The sequence below is a fragment of the Micromonospora sp. NPDC050795 genome (genome assembly GCF_044456785.1).
GTDB lineage: Bacteria > Actinomycetota > Actinomycetes > Mycobacteriales > Micromonosporaceae > Micromonospora.
The window spans coordinates 31,056-53,581 of record NZ_JBITGE010000001.1 but is presented as its reverse complement, the minus strand read 5'-3'; the positions used below and the strand labels follow the sequence as shown (position 1 = coordinate 53,581).

At 70.9% G+C, this 22,526-nt stretch carries 21 protein-coding genes; 10 read left to right on the top strand and 11 right to left on the bottom strand.

All coding sequences use genetic code 11. The features are described 5' to 3' along the window. Window position 1: 1 nt before the first annotated feature. Window positions 2–1,324 carry a uroporphyrinogen-III C-methyltransferase gene (cobA, locus tag ACIBEF_RS00280; RefSeq protein ID WP_396789829.1) on the top strand — a complete coding sequence of 441 codons (1,323 nt, stop codon included), beginning with the start codon at window positions 2–4 and terminating at the stop codon, window positions 1,322–1,324. Window positions 1,325–1,524: 200 nt separating this feature from the next. On the opposite strand, the gene otsB is transcribed toward cobA, so the two are convergent. From otsB to ACIBEF_RS00260, 4 genes are all read right to left on the bottom strand, one after another. Continuing rightward, complete coding sequence (gene otsB / locus ACIBEF_RS00275) at window positions 1,525–4,089, bottom strand: trehalose-phosphatase (RefSeq protein ID WP_396790408.1); 2,565 nt, start codon at window positions 4,087–4,089, stop codon at window positions 1,525–1,527. Between the two features lie 41 nt (window positions 4,090–4,130). Then, complete coding sequence (locus tag ACIBEF_RS00270; RefSeq protein ID WP_030333449.1) at window positions 4,131–5,531, bottom strand: trehalose-6-phosphate synthase; 1,401 nt, start codon at window positions 5,529–5,531, stop codon at window positions 4,131–4,133. A 143-nt stretch (window positions 5,532–5,674) separates the two neighbouring features. Beyond that, window positions 5,675–6,058, bottom strand: coding sequence for a hypothetical protein (locus ACIBEF_RS00265; protein ID WP_396789827.1), 384 nt, complete (start codon window positions 6,056–6,058; stop codon window positions 5,675–5,677). After that, window positions 6,051–6,335, bottom strand: coding sequence for a hypothetical protein (locus ACIBEF_RS00260; protein WP_396789825.1), 285 nt, complete (start codon window positions 6,333–6,335; stop codon window positions 6,051–6,053). The genes ACIBEF_RS00265 and ACIBEF_RS00260 overlap by 8 nt, the downstream gene beginning before the upstream one ends. A 210-nt stretch (window positions 6,336–6,545) precedes the next feature. Here ACIBEF_RS00260 and ettA point away from each other — a divergent pair, with 210 nt between their 5' ends. The 4 genes from ettA (at window position 6,546) to ACIBEF_RS00240 (ending at window position 10,131) form a co-directional block, all read left to right on the top strand. Then, window positions 6,546–8,222, top strand: a complete 1,677-nt coding sequence (gene ettA, locus ACIBEF_RS00255) for an energy-dependent translational throttle protein EttA (protein ID WP_396789824.1) — start codon at window positions 6,546–6,548, stop codon at window positions 8,220–8,222. A gap of 12 nt (window positions 8,223–8,234) precedes the next feature. Then, a complete protein-coding gene (locus ACIBEF_RS00250; RefSeq protein WP_396789821.1) occupies window positions 8,235–8,681 on the top strand; it encodes an acyl-CoA thioesterase in 447 nt (148 codons plus the stop codon). Then, window positions 8,678–9,415: a hypothetical protein gene (locus tag ACIBEF_RS00245; protein ID WP_396789819.1), complete on the top strand. Its 738-nt coding sequence runs from the start codon at window positions 8,678–8,680 to the stop codon at window positions 9,413–9,415. Before ACIBEF_RS00250 ends, ACIBEF_RS00245 begins: the two co-directional genes overlap by 4 nt. Window positions 9,416–9,546: 131 nt before the next feature. Beyond that, entirely contained in the window at window positions 9,547–10,131 is a 585-nt protein-coding gene (locus ACIBEF_RS00240; protein ID WP_357356583.1) for a YbjN domain-containing protein, read from the top strand. Window positions 10,132–10,152: 21 nt separating this feature from the next. Here ACIBEF_RS00240 and ACIBEF_RS00235 read toward each other — a convergent pair whose 3' ends face one another. The 3 genes from ACIBEF_RS00235 to ACIBEF_RS00225 all read right to left on the bottom strand — a co-directional run bounded on the left by ACIBEF_RS00235 (window position 10,153) and on the right by ACIBEF_RS00225 (window position 13,381). Next, complete coding sequence (locus ACIBEF_RS00235; RefSeq protein WP_357202334.1) at window positions 10,153–10,581, bottom strand: globin; 429 nt, start codon at window positions 10,579–10,581, stop codon at window positions 10,153–10,155. Window positions 10,582–10,703: 122 nt separating this feature from the next. Then, window positions 10,704–12,089, bottom strand: coding sequence for an MFS transporter (locus ACIBEF_RS00230; protein WP_396789816.1), 1,386 nt, complete (start codon window positions 12,087–12,089; stop codon window positions 10,704–10,706). Between the two features lie 233 nt (window positions 12,090–12,322). Beyond that, window positions 12,323–13,381: a mechanosensitive ion channel family protein gene (locus ACIBEF_RS00225; protein WP_396789814.1), complete on the bottom strand. Its 1,059-nt coding sequence runs from the start codon at window positions 13,379–13,381 to the stop codon at window positions 12,323–12,325. A gap of 500 nt (window positions 13,382–13,881) precedes the next feature. On the opposite strand from ACIBEF_RS00225, the gene ACIBEF_RS00220 reads away from it, so the two are divergent. Continuing rightward, window positions 13,882–14,418, top strand: a complete 537-nt coding sequence (locus ACIBEF_RS00220) for an HNH endonuclease (protein WP_030333470.1) — start codon at window positions 13,882–13,884, stop codon at window positions 14,416–14,418. A 15-nt stretch (window positions 14,419–14,433) separates the two neighbouring features. Here ACIBEF_RS00220 and ACIBEF_RS00215 read toward each other — a convergent pair whose 3' ends face one another. Continuing rightward, entirely contained in the window at window positions 14,434–16,014 is a 1,581-nt protein-coding gene (locus ACIBEF_RS00215) for a DUF6194 family protein (RefSeq protein ID WP_396789813.1), read from the bottom strand. A gap of 3 nt (window positions 16,015–16,017) precedes the next feature. On the opposite strand from ACIBEF_RS00215, the gene ACIBEF_RS00210 reads away from it, so the two are divergent. Beyond that, on the top strand, window positions 16,018–16,842 hold the full coding sequence (locus ACIBEF_RS00210; protein WP_396789811.1) for a MerR family transcriptional regulator: 825 nt from the start codon (window positions 16,018–16,020) through the stop codon (window positions 16,840–16,842). Here the strand turns inward: ACIBEF_RS00210 and ACIBEF_RS00205 are convergent. From ACIBEF_RS00205 to ACIBEF_RS00195, 3 genes are all read right to left on the bottom strand, one after another. Continuing rightward, entirely contained in the window at window positions 16,785–17,624 is an 840-nt protein-coding gene (locus tag ACIBEF_RS00205; protein WP_396789809.1) for a class F sortase, read from the bottom strand. The two genes, ACIBEF_RS00210 and ACIBEF_RS00205, sit on opposite strands and share 58 nt — an antisense overlap. 12 nt (window positions 17,625–17,636) lie before the next feature. Further along, a complete protein-coding gene (locus ACIBEF_RS00200; RefSeq protein ID WP_396789807.1) occupies window positions 17,637–18,161 on the bottom strand; it encodes a hypothetical protein in 525 nt (174 codons plus the stop codon). Window positions 18,162–18,398: 237 nt separating this feature from the next. After that, complete coding sequence (locus ACIBEF_RS00195) at window positions 18,399–18,842, bottom strand: Lrp/AsnC family transcriptional regulator (RefSeq protein WP_396789805.1); 444 nt, start codon at window positions 18,840–18,842, stop codon at window positions 18,399–18,401. Between the two features lie 148 nt (window positions 18,843–18,990). On the opposite strand from ACIBEF_RS00195, the gene ACIBEF_RS00190 reads away from it, so the two are divergent. Genes ACIBEF_RS00190 through ACIBEF_RS00180 form a run of 3 tightly spaced genes read left to right on the top strand, consistent with a single transcriptional unit; the run spans window position 18,991 to window position 22,519 of the window. Further along, window positions 18,991–19,893, top strand: a complete 903-nt coding sequence (locus ACIBEF_RS00190; protein WP_357205438.1) for a tryptophan 2,3-dioxygenase family protein — start codon at window positions 18,991–18,993, stop codon at window positions 19,891–19,893. Then, window positions 19,869–21,185, top strand: coding sequence for a kynureninase (gene kynU / locus ACIBEF_RS00185; protein WP_396789803.1), 1,317 nt, complete (start codon window positions 19,869–19,871; stop codon window positions 21,183–21,185). Before ACIBEF_RS00190 ends, kynU begins: the two co-directional genes overlap by 25 nt. Beyond that, complete coding sequence (locus ACIBEF_RS00180) at window positions 21,182–22,519, top strand: FAD-dependent oxidoreductase (protein WP_396789801.1); 1,338 nt, start codon at window positions 21,182–21,184, stop codon at window positions 22,517–22,519. Before kynU ends, ACIBEF_RS00180 begins: the two co-directional genes overlap by 4 nt. Window positions 22,520–22,526 lie beyond the last annotated feature (7 nt).

Here is a 22,526-nt window from a genome sequence, read left to right as displayed (position 1 = left end):
CGTGACCTCCAATCCGTACCCCCTGGGTTTGCGGCTGCACGGGCGGCGCGTGGTCGTGGTGGGTGGCGGTGCGGTCGCCACCCGGCGCGTACCCGCGCTGCTGGACGCCGGCGCGGACGTCCTGCTGGTGGCCCCGGAGCTGACTCCGGCGCTGCGCGCCCGGGCCGACGCGGGTCGGCTGCACTGGGTGCCGCGCCGGTTCGTGCCCGAGGACCTGGACGGTGCCTGGCTGGTCCAGGTCGCGGTCGACGATCCGATGGCGGCGGCTTCGGTGAGCGCCGCCGCCGCCGAGCGGCGGATCTTCTGCGTCCGGGCCGACGAGCGGACGGCCGCCACCGCCTGGACGCCGGCCGTGACCCGGCACGGCCCGGTCACCGTGGCGGTGCTCGGCGGCGGCGACCCGCACCGGGCGATGACCGTCCGCGACGCCGTCCGCGACCTTCTGGCGGTCCGCCTGGCACCGGCCGGTGCCGCCGCTGCGCCTCCTGGCAGGCTCGGTGCCTCCGCTGTGCCGCCCGGCCAGGCCGGTGCCGCCGCTGCGCCTCCTGGCGGGCTCGGTGCCGGTGTGACCGAGGCCGGTGCGACCGGCGGGCGGCAGGTTGGGCGGGTGGCGCTGGTCGGGGCGGGGCCGGGGGACCCGGAGCTGATCACCGTGAAGGGCTGGCGGCTGCTCACCGAGGCCGAGGTGGTGGTCGCCGACCGGCTGGTGCCCGGACTGCTCCTGGACGAGTTGCGCCCGGACGTCGAACTGGTGGACGCCTCGAAGATCCCCTACGGCCCGTCCCGGGCTCAGGAGGAAATCAACCAGATCCTGGTCGACCGGGCCCTGGCCGGCGCGTTCGTGGTGCGGCTCAAGGGCGGTGACCCGTACGTCTTCGGGCGCGGCGGCGAGGAGTTGTTGGCCTGCGCTGCCGCCGGTGTCCCGGTGACAGTGGTGCCCGGGGTCACCAGCTCGATCGCTGCCCCGGCCGCGGCCGGAATCCCGGTCACCCATCGGGGCGTGGCGCACGAGTTCACTGTCGTCTCCGGACACCTGGCACCCGACGCACCGGCTTCGCTGGTGCGCTGGGACGCCCTCGCTGGTCTGCACGGCACCCTGGTGATCCTGATGGGGCTGAAGAACCTCGCCGCCATCACGGCCACCCTGATCGCCCACGGTCGGTCGCCGCAGACCCCCGCCGCCGTCGTGCAGGAAGCCACGACGGGCACCCAGCGGGTGCTGCGGTCGACGCTCGACGCGGTGGCCGTCGACGTGCTCACGGCCGAGGTGCGGCCACCCGCCGTCGTCGTGGTGGGCGACGTGGTCAACACCCTCGACGGCTGAGGGACTCGCTGCACCCGCAGCGGTTGGAGATCTTGGACAGTTTCCGTCAGCGCGTGACGGAAACTGTCCAAGATCTCGCCGGGAGCCGGGAGCCGGGAGCCGGGAGCCGGGAGCCGGGAGCCGGGAGCCGGGAGCCGGGAGCCGGGACAGACGACGGGCCGGAGCAGCGCTGCTCCGGCCCGTCGTGGTCTCTCCGTCGACTACTGCTTGAGCATGTTGTCCAGCAACAGGGCGCAGCGGATCAGACCGAGGTGGCTGTACGCCTGCGGGTGGTTGCCCAGGCCGCGCTCGGCGAGCGGGTCGTACTGCTCGGGGAGCAGCCCGGTCGGGCCGGCGGTCAGCACCATCTGTGCGAACAGTTCCTCGGCGTCGGTGCGGCGGCCGGTGCGTAGGTACGCCTCGATCAGCCACGCCGTGCAGATGTGGAAGCCGCCCTCACGGCCGGGCAGGCCGTCGTCCCAGTGGTAGCGGTAGACGACCGGGCCGCTGCGCAGGTCCGCCTCGATCCGTAGGACGGTGGACAGGAAGCGCGGGTCGTCGCCCGGGAGCAGGCCGGAGAGGCCGATCCAGAGCGACGAGGCGTCCATGTCCTCGTCCCCGTACGCGACGCTGTACGCCTCGACGTCGGAGTGCCAGCCGTGCTCCAGCACGTTGGCGCCGATCCGGTCGCGCAGGTCCTTCCACTCGGGCCGGTCCTCGCCGCCGTGCTCGCGCATCACGTGCAGCGCGCGGTCGACTGTCATCCAGCACATCACCTTGGAGAAGACGTGGTGCCGGGGTGGCAGCCGGGCCTCCCAGATGCCGTGGTCGGGCTCGTGCCAGCGGCGGCGGACCGCCTCGACCATGTTCTCCAGGACCCGCCACTCGTCGTCGCGGACCGAACCGCGAGCGTCGGCGACGGCCGCGATCAGGTCGGCGATCGGGCCGAAGACGTCCAGCTGCAACTGGTGGTTGGCGAGGTTGCCGACCCGGACCGGCCGGGAACCGGCGTACCCGGGCAGCGTGTCGATGACCGCCTCGGCGCCCAGCTCGTAGCCGTCGATCGTGTAGAGCGGGTGCAGCCGCTCCGGGTGCCCACCGGTGCGCTCGATGCAGCCGTCCACCCAGCGCAGGAACGCCTCGGCCTCCTCGATGGAGCCCAGGTCGACGAGCGAGCGGGCGGTCAGCGCGGCGTCGCGCAGCCAGCAGTAGCGGTAGTCCCAGTTGCGGACGCCGCCCAGCTCCTCGGGGAGCGAGGTGGTCGCCGCGGCCAGGATCGAGCCGGTGGCCTCGTGGCAGAGCCCGCGCAGGGTGAGGGCGCTGCGCGCGACCAGTTCGCGGGAGGTGGACGGCAACCGCAGCGAGGCCACCCAGTCCTTCCACGGCTGCTCGGCCGCGGCCTGCCGCTCGTGGATCGGCACCCGGTGGTGCTCCAGGCTGTGCGTGCCGAAGCGCAGCTCCAGCACCACCTGCCCACCGGCGGCGGAGAGGTCGACGGTCGCCTTGGCGGTCTCGTACCCTCCGTCGTTGCCGACCTCCCACTGCACGCCGGGGGCGTAGAGCGCGACCGGCTCGTTCGAGCCGAGCACCAGCAGGCCGTCGCCGAGCGGCTGCAACTGGACGGCCACCTGGCCGAACTCCGGCCTCGGCGCGAACTCGACGGTGGCCTTGCCACTGCCGGTCAGCACCCGGACCAGGGTCGAGTCGCCGGTGAGGACAGCCGGGCTGTCGCCGGGGGTGGTCTCCCGGGCCGGCTTGTCCAGCCAGTCGGTGACCGTGAGCCCGGACCACCGGGTCTCCACCGTCATCGTGCCGGAGCGGTAGCGCTGGCCCAGCGGGATGCCCCCGCGTTCCGGGGCGATGCTGAAGTGACCGGCTGGGCTGCCACCCACCAGGTCGGCGAAGATCGCCGCCGAATCCGGCTTGGGGTGACAGAGCCAGCTCACCTTGGCCTCGGGGGTGAGCAGAGCGACGGTACGACCGTTGGCCAGCATGGAGTGCCGTTCGATCGGCACCGCCCGCTCACCGAACAGCCAGTGCCGCCGGGTCTCGAGCAGCAGGGCCAGCGCGCGGGCGGCCTCCAGCGGGTCGGCCACCCGGTAGCTGGCCTGGGTGTCGCCGGGGCCGATCTTGATGCCGAGGTCGGGACCGTGCAGGTGGCCGAACCCGTTCTCGTCGGTGATGTCGTCGCCGATGAACAGCACCGCGCTGGAGGCGAGCTGGGTCCGCAACTGGTCGAGTGCGGTGCCCTTGTGGGTGGCCACCACGGAGAGCTCGATGACCTCCTTGCCCTGGGTCACCGTCACGCCGTCGAAGGTGGCCGGACCGCTGCGGACCGCCTCGATGGCGGCTGCGGCGATCTGCGGGTCGACCCCACGGGTGTGCATCGCGACGCTCGCCGGTTTGCGTTCCAGCCGGATGCCCGGGTGCTGGGCGGCGATCTCACGCAGCGCGTTGCGGACCTGGGTCCGTACGGCGACCAGCTCGGGGGAGAGCCGCTCGACGAAGCCGATGTCGAATTCGGAGCCGTGACTGCCGACGAGGTGCACCTCGCTGGGCAGCCGCGAGAGGGCGGCCAGGTCGCGCAGCGCCCGGCCGGAGACCACCGCCACTGTGGTCTGCGGCAGCGCGGCGAGCGCGCGGACCGCGGCCACTGACTCGGGCAGTGGAACGGCCGTGCTCGGGTCCTCCACGATCGGCGCCAGTGTGCCGTCGTAGTCGCAGGCGACAAGGAGTTGGGGGACCCGGGCTATCCGGCCGATGGCGGAGCGCAACTCAGGGTCCATGACCCCGGTGGCGACTGCCGCCCCATCGTTGACGGACGTGTTCACTCGGCCTCCGCCTCGGGAACTCCGAGTTCCGAGAGGAAAGACTTGGCCCAGTGGCCCACGTCGTGGGTACGCAGGTGACGTTGCATTGTCCGCATCCGGCGGCGCGCCTCGGTTTTCTCCACGTGCACTGCCCGGAGGAGGGCGTCCTTGACCGCGTCCGGGTCGTGCGGGTTACACAAAAATGCCTGGCGAAGCTCCGTGGCGGCGCCAGCGAACTCACTGAGTACGAGCGCGCCACCCTGGTCGGCACGTGATGCTACGTATTCCTTCGCCACGAGGTTCATGCCGTCTCGCAGCGGGGTCACCATCATCACGTCGGCAGCAACGTACATCGCCGCCAGCTCACTGCGACTGTACGACTGATGGAGGTAATGGACCGCCGGCACGCCGACCCTGCCGAACTCGCCGTTGATCCGGCCGACCTCGCGCTCCACCTTCACCCGTAGTGCCTGGTAGTGCTCCACGCGCTCGCGGCTGGGCGTGGCGACCTGAACCATGACCGCGTCGGGAACTGTCAACTTTCCGTCAGCCAGCAGTTCTCGGAAGGCCTTGAGCCGCAACTCGATGCCCTTGGTGTAATCCAGCCGGTCCACGCCCAGGATTATCGTCTTCGGGTCGCCCAGCTCGGCGCGAATCTGCTTGGCCCGGGCCTGGATCGCCGGATCGGCGGCCATCCGCTCCATCTCCTGGGTGTCGATCGAGATGGGGAAGGCGCCGGCCTTCACCTGCCGACCGTCGACCTGGATCATCTGCCCCTCGTAGCGCAGCCCGAGCAGGTGCCGGGCCAGCCGGACGAAGTTCTGCGCGGCCAGCCGCTGCTGGAAACCGACCAGGTCGGCGCCGAGCAGACCGCGCAGGATCTCGGTGCGGAACGGCATCTGCATGAACAGCTCGATCGGCGGGAACGGGATGTGCAGGAAGAACCCGATCCGCAGGTCCGGGCGGAGCTCGCGGAGCATCGCCGGCACCAACTGGAGCTGGTAGTCCTGCACCCAGACCGTCGCGCCCTCGGCCGCCACGTCGGCCGCAGCCTCCGCGAACCGGGCGTTGACCAGGCGGTACGCCTCCCGCCACCGGCGCTTGTAGGCCGGCGTCTCCACCGCATCGTGGTAGAGCGGCCAGATCGTCGCGTTGGACTGGCCCTCGTAGTACCGCTCCAACTCCTCGGCGCTGAGCGGGACCGGGTGCAGCCGGATCCCCTCCAGGTCGAACGGCTCGGGGGCCGCGCCGGTGCCACCGGCCCAGCCGACCCAGGTGCCCTTGTGCTCGGCGAGTACGGGGTGCAGCGCGGTGACCAGCCCGCCAGGGCTGCGTCGCCACTGCCGGCCCTCGGGTGTGCTCACCTCGTCGACCGGCAGACGGTTCGCCACTACGACAAAGGAGCTACGGACGGTCACGATCGGCCACCTCCGGGTACTGACGGGTCCACCGCGATGAGCGTACTGAGCGTAGCTGCGGCGTCTTGTGCCTAGTGCCGGAGTCTCCTACCCGCCTCGGTGCGACCGAATCCTAAAGGTGATCTTGTCGACAACCGCGCTGGTCAGAGGTCGATGATCGGCCATTCCTTGGGCAGCACCTCACTCAGCAGCTCCCGCCGATCCGTCATGATCGGTGTCGTCGCACGCGCCGCCTCCAGTGCCACGTGAGCCAGGTCCATGCCGAGGCTCCGCGACCAGCCGCCAAGGAACATGCACGTGTCGTGGTCGACGGGGGTGACGATCACCTGTTCAAGGTCGGCAACGATGTCGAGCAGGGGCCAACCGTCAGTGGACACCTGGCGGTATGCCGCAGCGAGGCAAAGCGCCGGAATGATCACCACCTGCCGTTTGTCCGCAACCTCGGCGATCTGCTCCCCGACCTGCTCCTCGCCTTCCGAGTAGGCCAGCAGACAGGCGGTGTCGAGCACCAGGCCCGCGTCAGTCACGGATTTCCAGCCGTCCGCGAGACGACTCGCTCAGCAAGGCTGCCGCCTTCGCACGTAGCTCTGGGGTGATCTTTGCTTGCGCTTCGTCGAGCTTTCTGCCGGCCTCGGCCAGGCCGGCATCGGTGAGCACGAAGCCGACCTCCCGCAGTGCCTGCCTCGTGCGCTCGCCGGCCATCAGTCCACGCACGCTCGCGGTAATGAAGGCGGACACGTTCGGCTCCTTGGCCAGCCGTTCCGCCACGTCGTCGGGAACGCTGATCGCGATCTTCTTGGTCATACTCAAGACGCTAGCGAGTTATACCGGCGTGGGCAACGCGGCTCGCCCGCGTACTCCTGGGGCGGGGTGATGTGGGCGAAGCGCGCCGTACCTGTCAGGATTGACGATGGCGTGCGCGCGGCCGGCTCCCGGCCGGCGGCGGCGGGCGGTCCTCGCAGCCCGCGCCGCGCCGCCGATCAGCGACAGCAACCGACGGAGGTAGCCCGCACCGTGGCCCAGTACATCTACGTCCTGGAAAAGGCGCGCAAGGCGCACGGCGACAAGGTCGTGCTCGACAACGTCACGTTGAGCTTCCTGCCGGGAGCCAAGATCGGTGTGCTCGGTCCGAACGGCGCCGGTAAGTCCAGCCTCCTCAAGATCATGGCAGGGCTGGACAAGCCGAGCAACGGCGAGGCCCGACTCATGCCCGGCTACACCGTCGGCATGCTCGCCCAGGAGCCCCCGCTCAACGAGGCCAAGACCGTGCTCGGCAACGTCGAGGAGGCGGTCGCCGAGACCAAGGCCAAGCTGGAGCGGTTCAACAAGATCGCCGAGCAGATGGCCACCGACTACTCCGACGAGCTGATGGAGGAGATGGGCAAGCTCCAGGAGGAGCTTGACCACCTCGACGCCTGGGACGTCGACTCCAAGCTCGAACTGGCGATGGACGCGCTGCGCTGCCCGCCGCCGGACGCCGACGTGACCCAGCTCTCCGGTGGTGAGCGTCGCCGGGTGGCGCTCTGCAAGCTGCTGCTGCAGGCGCCCGACCTGCTGCTGCTCGACGAGCCCACCAACCACCTGGACGCGGAGAGCGTCTCCTGGCTGGAGCAGCACCTGGCGAAGTACGCCGGCACCGTCATGGCGATCACCCACGACCGGTACTTCCTCGACAACGTGGCCAACTGGATCCTCGAGCTGGACCGTGGCCGGACGTACCCGTACGAGGGCAACTACTCCACCTACCTGGAGAAGAAGGCCGCCCGGCTGGCCGTCGAGGGTCGCCGCGACGCCAAGATGAAGAAGCGCCTCACCGAGGAGCTGGAGTGGGTCCGCTCCAACGCCAAGGCCCGGCAGACCAAGTCCAAGGCCCGCCTCGACCGGTACGACGAGATGGCCACCGAAGCGGAGAAGACCCGCAAGTTGGACTTCGAGGAGATCCAGATCCCGCCGGGCCCGCGCCTGGGCAGCACGGTGATCGAGGCGAACAACCTCAGCAAGGGCTTCGGCGACCGGCTGCTGATCGACAACCTGTCGTTCTCGCTGCCGCGCAACGGCATCGTCGGCATCATCGGCCCCAACGGCGTCGGCAAGACCACGCTGTTCAAGACCATCGTCGGGCTGGAGGAGCCGACCGGCGGCGAGGTCCGCGTCGGCCCGACGGTCTCGCTGTCGTACGTCGACCAGAACCGTGAGGGCCTCAACGGCGACAAGACCGTCTGGGAGGTCGTCTCCGACGGGCTGGACTACCTGATGGTGGGCAAGGTCGAGATGCCGTCGCGGGCGTACATCGCCGCGTTCGGCTTCAAGGGCCCGGACCAGCAGAAGCCGACCAAGGTGCTCTCCGGCGGCGAGCGCAACCGGCTCAACCTGGCGCTGACCCTGAAAATCGGCGGCAACGTCATCCTGCTCGACGAGCCGACGAACGACCTGGACGTGGAGACGCTGTCCAGCCTCGAGAACGCCCTGCTGGAGTTCCCCGGCTGCGCCGTGGTCATCTCCCACGACCGGATGTTCCTGGACCGCGTCGCCACGCACATCCTGGCCTGGGAGGGCGACGACCAGGACCCGTCCAAGTGGTTCTGGTTCGAGGGCAACTTCGAGGCGTACGAGAAGAACAAGGTCGACCGCCTCGGCGCGGAGGCCGCCCGGCCGCACCGGGTGACCTACCGCAAGCTGACCCGCGACTGACCGGCCGAGAAGGTGTCTGACCGCTTCGTTTACCACTGCACCCTGCGCTGGTCCGACCTGGACGCGTACGGCCACGTCAACAACTCGCGCTTCCTCACCCTGTACGAGGAGGCGCGGGTGGCGTTGATGTTCGCCGGCGGCCGGGCCTGGGGCGTCGGCTCGTTCGCCGACGGGGTGGTGATCCGCCGGCACGAGGTCGACTACCTGCGCCCGGTCGACTACGCGCTCGGCCGGGCCACCGCGGAGGCGGCCCCCACAGTGCGGATCGAGCTGTGGGTGGAGGAGATCCGGGCCTCCCGGTTCACCGTCGCCTACGAGTTGTACGACGGTGAGGTGCTGGCCAGCCAGGCCCGCTCGGTGCTGGTGCCGTTCGACCTGACCCGCCAGGTGCCCCGGCGGATCACCCCCGAGGAGCGGGACTTCCTGCTCACGTACGCGCCACAGGGCGGGGTGGCGTGACCCGGCCGGGCACCGCCGAGCCGGGTCGGACGGCGGCGCCCACCCACGGCGTCGAAGGGGTGGCGGACGCGGGAGCCTTCCTGGCCCGGCTGGTCCGGTTGGATCCGGTCGCACCGGTCCGGCTGCGGCCGGCCGGCGCACCGGGCCGGATCGCCCTGTGGGCCCGGCTGCCGTGGCAGGTCCTGGTGGTCCGCACGGTTGCCGGTGGGCCGGCTGACGGCGTCGCGGAGGACGTCACCGTGGCAGCCGCGGAGCTGCTCGCCGAACTGGAGCGGAGCGGCGCGACCCTGCCGACCCGCCGGGACGCCCAGTGGCGGTGGCCGCTGCCGCCGGCGCGGAGCCGCCAGGTGGAGGCGCTGCCCGTTGCCGACCTGCGACGGATCGCCGACGCGGCGGCGGGCACCCTGCGGACGGCGAGCGAGCAGGGTGTGGCCGGCCGTGCCGTGGGCCAGCGGGCCCTGCGTGACGCGTTGCTCGACCACGTGGCGGTGCTGATCACCCCGGACGGGACGCCCGACGCCCCGGTCGAGGTGCCGCAGCGGCTGGTGCAGGGGGTGGTCCGGATGGGCTTCCTCGGTGCCGCCCACGGCTCGGCGGCCGGCGAGGGCGGGGACGCCGTTCAGGTGCGGGTGGCCGGTCGTTGGGTAGGCCTGGTGGGACCACACGGAGCGGCGTGGTTGCAGAAGGCCACGGATCTTGCCGTGACACCCCTGATTGCTCGTCCGAACGGATGACCACGGATCATTCTTCTGGCCAGGGGCGGTCGTTGGGGGGGTGCTTCAACTCGGCTGTCCGGGTACCGTCCATCCTCGGATCCAACGCACCGTAGGCGACTGGATCCGCTGGGGAGTGAGGTGCGCGAGCGATGCCGTGGTGGTCATGGCGCCCCGGTCCCGCCGACGGCGGCGAACCGGAAACCCGAAGCGGGATCACAGTCGATAGTGCGGTCCGGATCGGGCCGCCCAGTCCTCGCCAGCCGGGGGACGACTGCCCGTCCAACGAGCGGCCCGTGCTGACCGAGATGCCCGCCACCGTCGAGCCGGTGAGTCTGCGCCGGGTCTGTGACGCGCTCGATCTGCTCGACGTGCGTTACCTGGCCGACGGCGACGGCAACCTGCTGGCGATGTGGGAGCGGCACGCGGTGCTGGTCACCCTCGAAGGGCCGGAGGACGAGATCCTGGTCATGCGGGCACGCCCGCACGCCACGGTCCCGCCGGACTGGGCCGACCGGGCGTACCGGGTGGTCAACGAGTGGAACCACACCCGCCGGTTCTGCAAGGCGTACATCGGTGACCCGACCGAGCGGGGTCAGCTACCGATCTACGCCGAGCTTCAGGTGCCCCTGGGTGCCGGCACCCACGACGCGCTCCTGGTCGAGATGCTCGACTGCGGCGCGGCGGTCGCCACCAGCTTCGTGGACTGGCTGCACGACGAGGGCGCGCTGCTCTGACGCCGCTCCGGGAGCTCTGGGTCAGCCGCCGTTGGCCGGGTCGTCCTCGACATTGACCATGAAGTACGCGGCCCGCTCCAGGTAGTCCCAGAGGGTGACGGCGATCTCCGGCTCAAGGTCGAGCCGGTCCACGGCGCGGCGCATGTTGCGCAGCCAGGCGTCCCGTTCAGCCGCTCCGATCCGGAACGGCGCGTGGCGCATCCGCAGCCGAGGGTGCCCCCGCTGAGCGGAGTATGTGTTCGGCCCGCCCCAGTACTGCATGAGGAACAGGGTCATCCGGTCCGCGGCCGGGCCCAGGTCCTCCTCCGGGTACATGGGTCGCAGCAGGGGGTCGGTGGCGATCCCGGCGTAGAACTCGTCGACCAGCTTGCGGAAGGTGGGTTCGCCGCCGACCGCTTCGAAGAGGGTCATCGACGCACCGGGACGGTCGGATTCACCTGCGGAAGTCACAGTTCCATCCTGCCAGGTACGTCCGGTGTCGACCCGACCCGCACGGCGTGCGTCGGATCACGCCGGGTCGACAAGCCCGAATGTCGGCACCCCGCCTGCCCGTGCGACGGTCGGTTCGACGGTCAGGTGACAGCGTGCCGGCGGTGGCCGTCACCGGTGTGCGGGTTGGACCTGCCTTCCACCGGGCGGTCGCTGGCCGGGTCGCCGAGGCCGGAGGATGGCGGAGCGGCGTTGGCCAACGAGGCGGCAGTGATCGCGTCGTCCACCGTCTGCCGGTCCGGCCACCGCAGCGTGGCCACCGTCATCAGCACCACCCCGGCTGCGCTCCAGACCCCCACCACGATCGGAATGGGGAACCGTTCGGCGAGCATCCCGGTGACCAGTACCGCGAGGCCCTGGATGACCTGTATGCCGGTGGCCATCACCCCGAAGGCGCGGGCTCGGAAGCCGTTGGGCAGCGCCTGGACGAACAACCCGTTGGCCATCGGCATCATGCCAGCGACCGCGAACCCGCAGATCGCGGCGAGCAGTGCCACCACCAGTGGCGGGGGGTCGAGCAGCACCGGTACGAGCACCAACGGGGCGAGCACCGCGAGCGGCCGCATCAGCTTCAGCCGGCGAGCCGGACCGAACAGGCGACTCACCAGCAACCCACCGAGGATGAAGCCGATCGGGTTGGCCACCATGATCGCTGCCTGTGCGGTGCCCGCGCTCAGCGCACCACGTCCCTCGTCGTTGGCCCAGGCCGCGGCCAGACCCTCGGGAACGATCGAGAAGAGCATCGAGCTGAACACCAGCACCGCGATGGCCCGCAGCACCGGGGTGCGGAACACGATGCCGAACCCCTGCCGAGTCTCACGCAGCAGGTGGCTGCGGTGCTCCGGGTTCATCATCGCCGGACGGTGGCGCACGCCGAGGCGAACCAGCAGCGCCGAGAGACCGAACGTGACCGCGTTGAACAGCAGCGCCGCCTCCGGGTCGACCGCGGCGACAGCGGCGCCGAAGACGTACCCGACGACCTGGGCGGCCTGCCCGACGCTGCCGTTGAGCGACAGCCCCAGCACCAGCCGGTCCCCGGTGAGCAACTGCGGGATCAGCGCGGACTTCGCCGCCTGGCTCGGCGGGTTGGCCAGCGTCGCGGCGAAGACGAGCACCAGCACCGCCTGGTACGGCAGGCTCGGAATGGCGATGACCAGCATCAGCGCCATCCGGATGAGGTCGCATGCCACCATCACCCGTCGGAACGGGTACCGCTCAGCGAGTGCGGCGAGCACGGGACCGCCGAGCAGCCAGGGCAGGAAGCTGACCGCGAAGGCAGCCGCGGAGAGCGCGACGGACCGGGTCTGCTGATAGACGAGCAGGGTGACGGCGGCCTTCGCGACGTAGTCGCCGACCCAGGAGAGGGCGCCAGCCACGAACACGGCCCGGAACTCGTGCTGGCCGAAGACGTCGCGGAATGTGGCGGGGCCTTCCGCGGAAGGTCGCTCGTCAGGCACCGTCGCCTCCATCGGCCCCGGCTCGGCCGCTCGTGGCAGCCCGGTCGGAAGCGCTCGTCAGATCTACGGATCAGCGAGGTTGTGATCACGCTTCGGTGGGAACGCGTGCTCCGGATTCTGCCCGATCGTCTGACAACTAGCTAGGTCGAACGGGTCGTTCGTCGCCTCCCCGACTGAACGAACGGACGATACCCGAGGGGCCGGCCGGCTCGCGACCCCTGAATTGCCGGACAATGTGGGCGGTGTCAGGTGGCGCCTCCCTGACCGGTCTCGCCCTCGGACAACGGCCGGGTCGGCAGGCCGGGATAGATGCGGGCCGCTGCGATCTGCGCGGTGATCCCCGAATTCTCCAGCGCCTCGGCGAGACGCCGACGCAGTTCCCGGCCCACCGCGAACTGCCCGTCAGCGGTCGTCTTCACCACTGTGCGGATGACAGCGCCGTCCACAGTCACCTGCTCGACACCCAGCACCTCGGGCGCCTCCACGATCTCCGGCGACAGCTCCGGGTCCACGGCGACCGAGGCGGCCGCGGTCCGTAGCACCGCGGTGGCCTCCTCGGTGCTGTTGAAGCCGATCGGCAGGTCCACCACCACGAGCGCCCAACCCTGGCTCTTGTTACCCACCCGGATGATCTCGCCGTTGCGGATGTACCAGAGCACGCCACGGCCGTCGCGCACCGTGGTGACCCGCAGGCCGACCGACTCGACCACGCCCATCGCCTCGCCCAGGTCGACGTTGTCACCCACGCCGTACTGGTCCTCGATCAGCATGAAGAGGCCGGCGATCAGGTCCTTCACCAGGCTCTGCGCACCGAAGCCCAGCGCCACACCGGCGATCCCCGCACTGGCCAGCAGCGGGGCCAGGTCGAAGCTGAACTCCCGCAGGATCATCAGCAGCGCGATGCCGAAGACGAACGCGGTGGTCAGGCTGCGTAGCACCGACCCGATCGCCTCGGCCCGCTGCCTCCGTCGCTCGGGCACGAACTCGGCCGGGTCGACCGCGGCGGTGGGTACCCGCTCGCGCAGCGGCCGAAGCATCGTCGGCACCGCGCCGTCGGTGGTCGTCCGAACCAACCGGTTGATCGTCCGGTGCAGAGCCCAGCGGGCCACCATCGCCAGGGCCAGGATCAGCAGCACCCGAAGCGGTTTGAGCAGGATCCAGTAGCTTCCCTCGGCGAACCAGGACGACCCGGTGATCCGGTAGATCCACTCGCAGGAGGTGCTGCCCTGGCAGTTCACCGAGACGGCGTCGGACAGGGCTAGGGGCGTCACGCTGGCGGCACTCACTATGTCTTCGTACCGCAAGGAGCCTGAGCGTCCGCCGCCGACCCACCGGCCGGCGGATCGGCGTGGCGAGCATAGATCTCGACCTCCTCTCGGTCCGCCTCACCCTGCCTCCGGCAGGAAGGTCCGGCGGCTCCGGGCGCAGTTCGTCCTCAACGCGGCCGAGAGCCGCGAGCCGCGGATCACACGTGTCAGCTGGCAGCGTTGGCGCAGCGAAAGCAGATGACTCACCGTCCTCGACTCCACCGTGCCACCGGCAGGTGTCACCGAGGTGCCGATGCCGATCCGCCACACAGGTCCCGCGACCGGACACAAGCCGAGTAGTCCGGGGCGGCGATCCGTCCGGTTGCGGATGATCCTCATACCCCATGCGGGATTAGTACGTGCAATCCGGGGTCCGATCAGGGACTATTGGCGCAACGGACGTCGGTGATCGGCCCGGCGTCGACCGTGTGGGCCCTTGTGCCCGGCCCCGGTCGACGGCGGTCCCCAGCAGCCGCTGAACCGGGAGGGTGAGCGCGATGCCTGACATACGACCCACGGTGGGCTCCGGCGCGTTGGTCCTCAACGCCACCTACGAGCCGCTGTGTGTCGTGTCGGTGCGCCGCGCCGCGATCCTCGTCCTCTCCGCCAAGGCGGTCTGCGTCGCCGATGGTGACGGCATCCTGCACAGCGCCCGGGATGCGCTGCCGGTGCCGTCCGTGGTCCGGCTGACGCGCTTCGTCCGGGTGCCGTACCGAACGCATGTCGGGCTGTCCCGCCGGGCGATCTTCGCCCGGGACGGGTGGCGGTGCGCCTACTGCCGGGGCCCGGCCGAGACCATCGACCACGTCTTTCCGCGCAGCCGGGGTGGCCGGCACGCCTGGGAGAACGTGGTCGCCGCGTGTGCCCGGTGCAACCACACGAAGGGCGACAAGACCCCGGCCGAGATGGGCTGGCGGTTACACGCGTTGCCAGCCGCCCCGAAGGGCACCGCCTGGCGGGTGCTGGGCCACCGCGCCCCCGACCCCCGCTGGGCCGACTGGCTGGACCTGCGGGAGCCCGAGGCAGCCGCCTGACTCCGGTCGGTAGCGCTACCCGGCGGTCCGCCGCGCCGCACGCTCGCGGCGACGCACGGCACGGTCGTGCGCGATCGTCAGCAGCCGGTCCACCTCGGGCAGCAGGTGCGGACCGGGCATGACGATGCTGGCGAAGCCGTACTGTGCGTAGCCCGGGTGCGGTACGACAGTGTCCAGTCGGGCGAAGTCGAACTCGTGCCGGTGCTCCTCGAATGCCTTGGGCGGAAAGCCGAACACGCGCTCGAAGTCGGCCCGGCCCAGGTCCAGGTTGAGGCGGAAGACGCCGGGGCGGTCAAGCTGTGCGGCCTCGTCGAAGCCGGGCACGTCGTGCTCGACGATGGTGGCGAACGGCTGGCGGCGGTCCGGGCCGACGAAGAAGAACCGGTCGCCCCAGGCCGCCTCGGGTGATCCGTTCTCGTCGCTCGCCACGAGCTGCTCGACGTCGGGCAGCGCGGCGATCCGATCGGCGAGCACGGCCGCGTCGACACCGGTCGGGACGTGCAGGACCGCGTCGGCGTGGTCGATGGCGGCCCGGTCCAGCGGGAAGTAGCGGTAGTCGTGCGTGCGCTGCTCGGCCGCTTCGATGTCGGACGTCGGCAGGTACCGGGGAAGGCTGTTCTCCTGCTGGAGTCGGCCCTCGTAGGTGTCGGCGGCTGGCGGCCCGATGCCGAGTGCCGGGCTCGCGCCTAGGCTGCCGGCGATCACGGCGTACCGGTCGCCCAGCAACGACGCGATGATCGCGCCGGCGCCGGCCCACGACACCTGCGTGTCGGCCAGCGTCATGGTGCTCGGGTGGCGCTGGAGGTGCGTGTTGTGCGCGAAGGCCAGCGTGGGTCCGCGGTGTGCCTCGACCGATCGGATCGCGAGCAGGTTCTCGGCCATCAGCGCGTCCCGGACCCCGGCCAGGCGGCTGAAGCGTTCCTCCTGGGCCAGTGGCGCGGCGGCAGCGGCGTGGTAACGCAGCAACGCGACAGCGGCCGTGGCGTGCACGAACGCCGTCTGCCAACCCGCCGACCTCCACGGCGCCCGCAGGTACAGCTCGGTCAGCAGGTCGTCGGCGAGCACCCGCAGTCGCTGGGCGTCGGTCGAACGCCCGACCGATCGGCCCGGTTCCCAGATCGCGGCCGTGTCACTCCACCGTCCCTCGTCCCCGATCAGGTCGTCGATCTCGGTGGCCCGGTCCAGGTCGAGGAACTGGCAGACCTGGGTGAGGTGGCGGCGCGGGCTCGGGGCACTCTCCAACTCGACCGGGGCGTCGAAGCCGTGGAATGTCAGGCGTTCGGCGGCGGGCCGTCCGGCGTTCCACTCCCGCATCCGCAGCAGGAGGTCCCGGTTGGCCGGGGCCGCCCCGAACCCGTGGCTGAATCCTTCGGCGAGCGCCCGGTCGAGTGTCACAGCCGCGACACCCTGCACGAACTCGTCGGCGATCAGCCCGGCCGTCCGGTCGCTCTCCACGGCGATCGAGCGGTAGCCGCGCTCGACCAGCGACAGAAAGGCCTCGTTGCGGAGCTGGAGGAAGGCGGACTCACCGTGCGTCGGCTCGCCGAGCGCGAGCAGGTCCGGGGTAACCGCCAGCAGGCCGAGAAAAGGTGACATTCCATGAACCGTATCGTTGAACCAGAGGTTGAGACTCACGAGCGGTGGAGCGCGGTGACAGCCACAAAACCTTCAAACCCGGGGGTACGCCGACCGGTCGACCTCGCGCGCGCCCACGGTCTCTCCGCGCAGGCCGTACGCAACTACGAACGAGACGGCGTCCTGCCCCCGGCCCAACGCACGCCGAACGGCTACCGTCGCTTCACCGAACTGCACGTCAAGGCGCTGTCCGCCTACCTTGCGCTGATCCCGGGCCACGGCTATGCGGCCAGCGGCGAGATCATGCGGGCCGTCAACCGGGGCGAGATCGACACGGCGTTGCGCGCCATCGACCAGGGGCATGCGCTGCTCCAGCGCGATCGGGAGACCCTGGACGCGGTCGAGGCCGCGGTGTTGACGCTCACCGGAACGAGACCGCAACCGCAGAGCCAGAAAGCCGTGCCGATCAGCGTGCTGGCTCACCGGCTCGGTCTGCGGGCGGCCACCCTGCGCAAGTGGGAGCGGGCCGGGGTACTGCGACCGGTACGTGATCCGGTCACCCACTACCGGCTCTACCTTGCCGACGACGTCCGGGACGCCGAACTGGCCCACCTGTTGCGCCGCGGTGGCTACCGGCTCGACCACATCGCGGGCGTGCTGCGTCGACTACGCGATGCCGGCGGTGCCGAACCGCTCGCCGCCTCGCTGCGTCAGTGGCGGCAACGGCTCACCGAGCGAGGCCGGGCCATGCTCACCGGGGCCGCCCGGCTCGCCGAGTACGTCGACGCCGGTCAACCGCCTGAACGCTCCTTGACCAGCGAGGCGAAGACCACCACGTTGTCCGCGTAGCCGGTCTCGCCGCCGACCCACTGGCCGCCGCAGGTGATCAGTCGGAGGCTCGGGCGGCTGAAGTCGCCGTACACCTCGTCCACCGGCAGTCGGCCCTTGTCGAACTTCTCCACCGAGTTGACCTCGAAGACCGCCACGCGCTGGTCGGTGCGGGTGACCTCGATCTCGTCACCGGAGCGCAGCTCGCGGAGTTTGTGGAAGACCGCCGGCCCGCTGGTGGTGTCGACGTGCCCGACGATCACGGCTGGGCCGTACTGACCCGGGGTGGGCCCCTGGTCGTACCAGCCGGCCTCCTGGGCGCGCGCCGCGTCCGGCACGGCGATCGTGCCGTCCGGGGCGATACCCACGTCGTGTACGGGCGCCCGCACGTCGATCTTGTCGATGGCGAGGCTGGTCGGCTCGCTGGCCGGCAGCACCGGGAACTTCTTCGGCGGCGGTCGCAGCCCGGCGCTGAGCCGATCCGGCAGCAGGCTCATCCCGGTCACCTGCTCGACACCGAGCATCGCCACGATCAGCACCATCAGCGCGGCGATGGCCAGCACCGGCAGCCCGGGGCTCGTGACGAACCGGTGGCGGGTCGACGACGGCCCGGCCGGACGTCGCGGCGGCAGCGGACGGGTGGCCGGATCGGTGGTCGTGACGCTCGCCGAAACGGCCTGCCCGGCGACCCGGCGCAGCCGTCCGGAGACGCGGGCCACCAGTCGGCCGGACGCGCGGAGCGCCGGCCCGGCCCGGAGGCGGGCGCGGCCGTCCGGCCGCGCACGCGCGGATCTGCGGGTCATGGGTGATCCGGCTCAGGAGCCGGCTCCCGGTCGACGTCGGCCTCCGGCCATCCCGAGCACGATCGCGGTGGCCACCAACGCCACGCCACCGAACACCAGCAGCGAGCCGGTGCCGCGCCCGCCGGCCATCCCACCGCCACCGGTCGCCGGGCCCTTGCTGGGTGACGCCATGTTCAGCACGGTCAGCATGGTCGACGACGTCTGTCCGTTGTCACACCGCAGGTCGACCGGGTACTGATCGGCCGGTTTGTCGCGCGGAACACTGGCCTGCGCGGTGAGGAAGCCCTTGTCGGGTCTCAGTGTCACGGACCCGAACGCGTCGGAGTGCACGCTGGACTGCCTGTTGTTGTTGTCGTTGTCGCAGCTCGCCTTGATGCTGACCCGGCTGCCAGCCTGGACGCTGTTGGGTGTCACCTCGACGAAGACGTTCTCGCCGGCTCGCGCCGGTGCGACTGACAACAGGACGAACGCCCCGACCAGCCCCACCAGTGTCAGTGCGGACGAGAGCGCGCGGTTGATCGTGCGGACTGCCTGCATGATTTCCCCCCAACCGGCGACGACCGCCGGAACCCTCCCCTGGGCACGCGCGCTGCTTTCCCCGCACCCCGAAGCCAAACCCGCCCGGCCCTCGCCCTCACCCGACCGCCCCAGCCCGCGATCTTGCACTTTCTGCGCCGACGAATGCCCATACAAAGGACATAACGTCAGCAGAAACTGCAAGATCGCCGCGCGGGGGGAGGGCGGGGAGGGGCGCGGGGGGGGTAGCGGGGTGGGTTAGCGGGGCGGGAGGGGGGTGACGGGGTGCCAGTTCAGGGGGGAGGAGAGGACCATCGTGCTCGAGGGCTGGCCGTACGGGGCTAGTCGGTCGATGACCCCCTCGAACGCGCCGATCGAGCCGGCCGCCACCTTCAGCACGCTGCACGCGTCCCCGGTGATCCGGTGGATCTCCAGGATCTCCGGCCAGTCGGCCACCGCCGGGTCGTGCAGGATGCACCGCGCGCCGTAGCAGGACATCCGGATCAGCGCGACCACGGTGCGGCCGGCGCGGCTCAGGTCGACGTGGGCGTGGTAGCCGGTGATGATTCCGGCCGCCTCCAGCCGACGGACCCGCTCCGCGACGGACGGTGGCGACAGGTGCACCCGCCGGGACAACTCGCTGAAGGAGAGCCGCGCGTCGGCCTGCAACTCGCGCAGCAGCGCCCAGTCCATGTCGTCCACGCTCAGACCTTACTTTCGTGAACCGACTTCGCCTAGTTGCCTTTGGTTTGCCAGGAGAAGGCGGCGAGAGCCATTGATTCAGCATTCCGCAGGCCGATCCGACCGCGAGATCATGACGTCGGCTAGTCCGGGGAGGGGAAACGAGATGGTGGATCAGACGGAGCGGCGGGCGCCGAACCGCCGCGCCACGGTGCGACCGGTGACCCCTGGGCAGCGTGTCGCGCAGGCGGAGCGCACCGGTGGCGAACCGACGCTGGAGTTCGCCGACATGGTGCCGTACGACGCGTATGTGCAGGCCAGCGCTCTGCACAAGATGCAGCACCCGCTCAGCAGCGACCCGGGCGAGATGTCCTTCCTGATGGTCAGCCAGATCATGGAGCTGTACTTCGGGCTGACCTGCCACGAACTGCGCGAGACCCAGCGGCTGATCCATGCCGACCAGATCTGGGAGGCACTGGCCCCGCTGGGCCGAGCCAAACTGCACCTGGAGGGGCTCAACGCCGCCTGGCAGGGCCTGCGCTGGATGAGCCCGGCCGACTTCAACCGGTTCCGCAATCTGCTCGGTGAGGCCTCGGGCTTCCAGTCGGCGATGTACCGGCAGTTGGAGTTCCTGCTCGGGCTGCGCGACCCGACGCTGATCCGCCCGTTCCGCCGGCAGGCCGAGGTGCATGCCGAGCTGAGCGCCGCGCTGACCACCCCGAGCCTCTGGGACGACGTGCTCGCGTTGCTCGCCCGGCGCGGCTTCGACCTCCCCGCCGACCTGCTCGACCGGGACGTGGCCGTCGAACACGACCCGCACCCGTTGGTGGAGGCGGCCTGGGTGCGAATTTACGACGACGCCAGCCCCGACAATCACCTGCGGCTGCTCGGCGAGGCGCTGAGCGCTGTCGCCGAGGAGTTCGGCGACTGGCGCTGGAACCACGTCAAGGCGGTGCAGCGGACGATGGGCGCCAAGGTCGGCAGCGGAGGCTCCGCCGGCCTGGCGTGGTTGCAGCGCAGCATGGCCCGGGTGGTCTTCCCGGAGCTATGGTCGGCCCGCACCGCGATGTGACCGGAGAGCGAGACATGCGAACCCCAGAACAAGAAGCGCATCGCCGTGACGAGGCCGACCCCGGTCACCGGCACCTGTTCCATGTGCCGCCGGCCGACGGCGGCGACCACCCCGAGTCGGCGTACCTGGCCGGCAACTCGCTCGGTCTGCAACCTCGGGCCACCCGCGACGAACTCCTGGCCGACCTGGAGGCGTGGGGGCGGCTCGGCGTGGAGGGGCACCTGGAGGCGGAGCGCCCCTGGCTGCCGTACCACGAGTTGTTGACCGGGCCGGCCGCGCGACTGGTCGGCGCCCGGCCCGCGGAGGCCGTGGTGATGAACTCCCTCACCGTCAACCTGCACCTGCTGATGGTGAGTTTCTACCGACCGGCCGGCGCGCGCACCCGCATCGTCATCGAGGACGCCGCTTTCCCCTCGGACAGCTACGCCGTGCGCAGCCAGGCCCGGTTCCACGGCCTGGACCCGGACGACACGGTGGTCCGGTTGCGTCCGCGCGCGGGTGAGGACGCCCTGCGCACCGAGGACGTGACCGACTACCTGGCCGCCGAGGGTGGCCGGGTGGCGCTGCTGCTGCTCGGCGGGGTCAACTACCTCACCGGTGAGCTGCTGGACATCCCCGCGATCACGGCTGCCGGCCGGGCCGCGGGTGCGGTCGTCGGTTGGGACCTGGCCCACGCGGTCGGCAACGTGCCGCTGGCCCTGCACGACTGGGACGTCGACTTCGCCGCGTGGTGCTCCTACAAGTACCTGAACTCCGGCCCGGGCGCCCTCGCTGGCGTCTTCGTACACGAGCGCCACCTCGGCGACGAGAACCTGCAGCGGTTCGAGGGGTGGTGGAGCACAGCGGCGGCCACCCGGTTCGAGATGACGCCGGTGTCCCGACCACCGGCCACTGTGGAGGCCTGGCAGATCTCCAACCCGCCGATCTTCGCGATGGGCCCGGTGCGTACCTCGCTGGAGCTGTTCGACGCGGTGGGGATGACCGCGCTTCGCGCGCGCAGCCAGCGCCTCACCGGCTGGCTGGAGTCACTGCTCGACGAGGTGACCGTCGGCCGGCCGCTGCGGGTGGTCACCCCGCGTGACCCGGCCCGCCGAGGCTGCCAGCTCTCCGTGCGCATCGGTTCGGGCAGCGCCGCCGAGCTGACCAAACGCCTACGGTACGAACACGGGGTCATCGCCGACGCCCGCGAACCCGACGTCGTGCGGTTCGCCCCGGTGCCGCTGTACTCCACGTACCTCGACTGCTGGCGGGCCGCCGAGGCGCTCGCCGCGACGGTGGGGGCGACCGCATGACCGCGCGGCGTGACGAGATCGCGATCATCGGTGCCGGGCTGGCCGGCTGTCTGGCTGCCTGCTTCCTGGCCCGGCGCGGCTACCCGGTGGCCCTCTACGAGCGCCGCTCCGACCCGCGGGCCGGCACCGCGGAACGCGGTCGTTCGATCAACCTGGCGCTCTCCGAGCGCGGCCTGGACGCGTTGCGCCGGATCGGGTTGGCCGAGCAGGTGATGACCGACGCGCTGCCGATGCGTGGCCGGATGATCCACCCGGTCGAGGGCGAGCAGCAGTTCCAGTCGTACAGCGCGGCCGGCGACCGGGCGATCAACTCGATCAGCCGGGGCGCGTTGAACAACGCCCTGCTGGACGAGGCCGCCGCGCTGCCGGGCGTGCGGGTCGTCTTCGACCACCGGCTGGTCGGGCTCGACCCGACCGACGGAGCCCTGAGCTTCGAGACCCCGCAGGGCCCGGTCGCGGCGAAGGCGTCGGTCGTCCTCGGCGCCGACGGCGCCGGCTCCGCGGTGCGTGGGCAACTGCTGGCGTACGGGCTGCTGGACGAGAGCGTGGACTTCCTCGACTACGGCTACAAGGAGCTGACGATCCCGCCGCTGGGCGGGGACTTCGCCCTGGAGGAGGACGCGCTGCACATCTGGCCGCGCGGCACCTCGATGATGATCGCGCTGCCGAACCCGGACCGCTCCTTCACCTGCACGCTGTTCTGGCCCAACGACGGTGCCGGCAGCTTCGCCTCGCTGGCCAGCCCGGCGGAGATCGAACGGCACTTCACCGAGCACTACCCGGACGTGGTCCCGCTGGCCCCGAACCTGGTCGACGACTACCGGCACAACCCGGTGGGCGTGCTCGGCACCGTGCGCTGCACCCCGTGGCAGGTCAGCGGAAAGGTCGGCCTGCTCGGCGACGCCGCGCACGCCATCGTGCCGTTCTACGGCCAGGGCGCCAACTGCGCCTTCGAGGACGTGGTGGAGCTGGACCGCTGCCTGGACGAGTGCGCCGACGACTGGTTGGCGGCACTGCCACTGTTCCAGCGGCGTCGGCAGGAGAACGCCGAGGCCATCGCGACGATGGCGCTGACCAACTTCGTGGAGATGCGGGACAAGGTCGCCTCCCCGGTCTTCCAGACCCGACGGCGGGTGGAGCACGCACTGGAACGGGCCCTGCCCGGCCGGTACGTTTCCCAGTACGAGCTGGTGTCGTTCTCCACCACCCCGTACGCGGAGGTGCGCCGCCGGGTGCGCCAACAGCACCTGGTGCTCGGGGCGGTCGTCGGTGGAGCCGCGCTGCTGCTGGTCGGCGCGATCGGCGCGGCACTGGGCCGAGGGAGGCGCGCATGACCGGCAC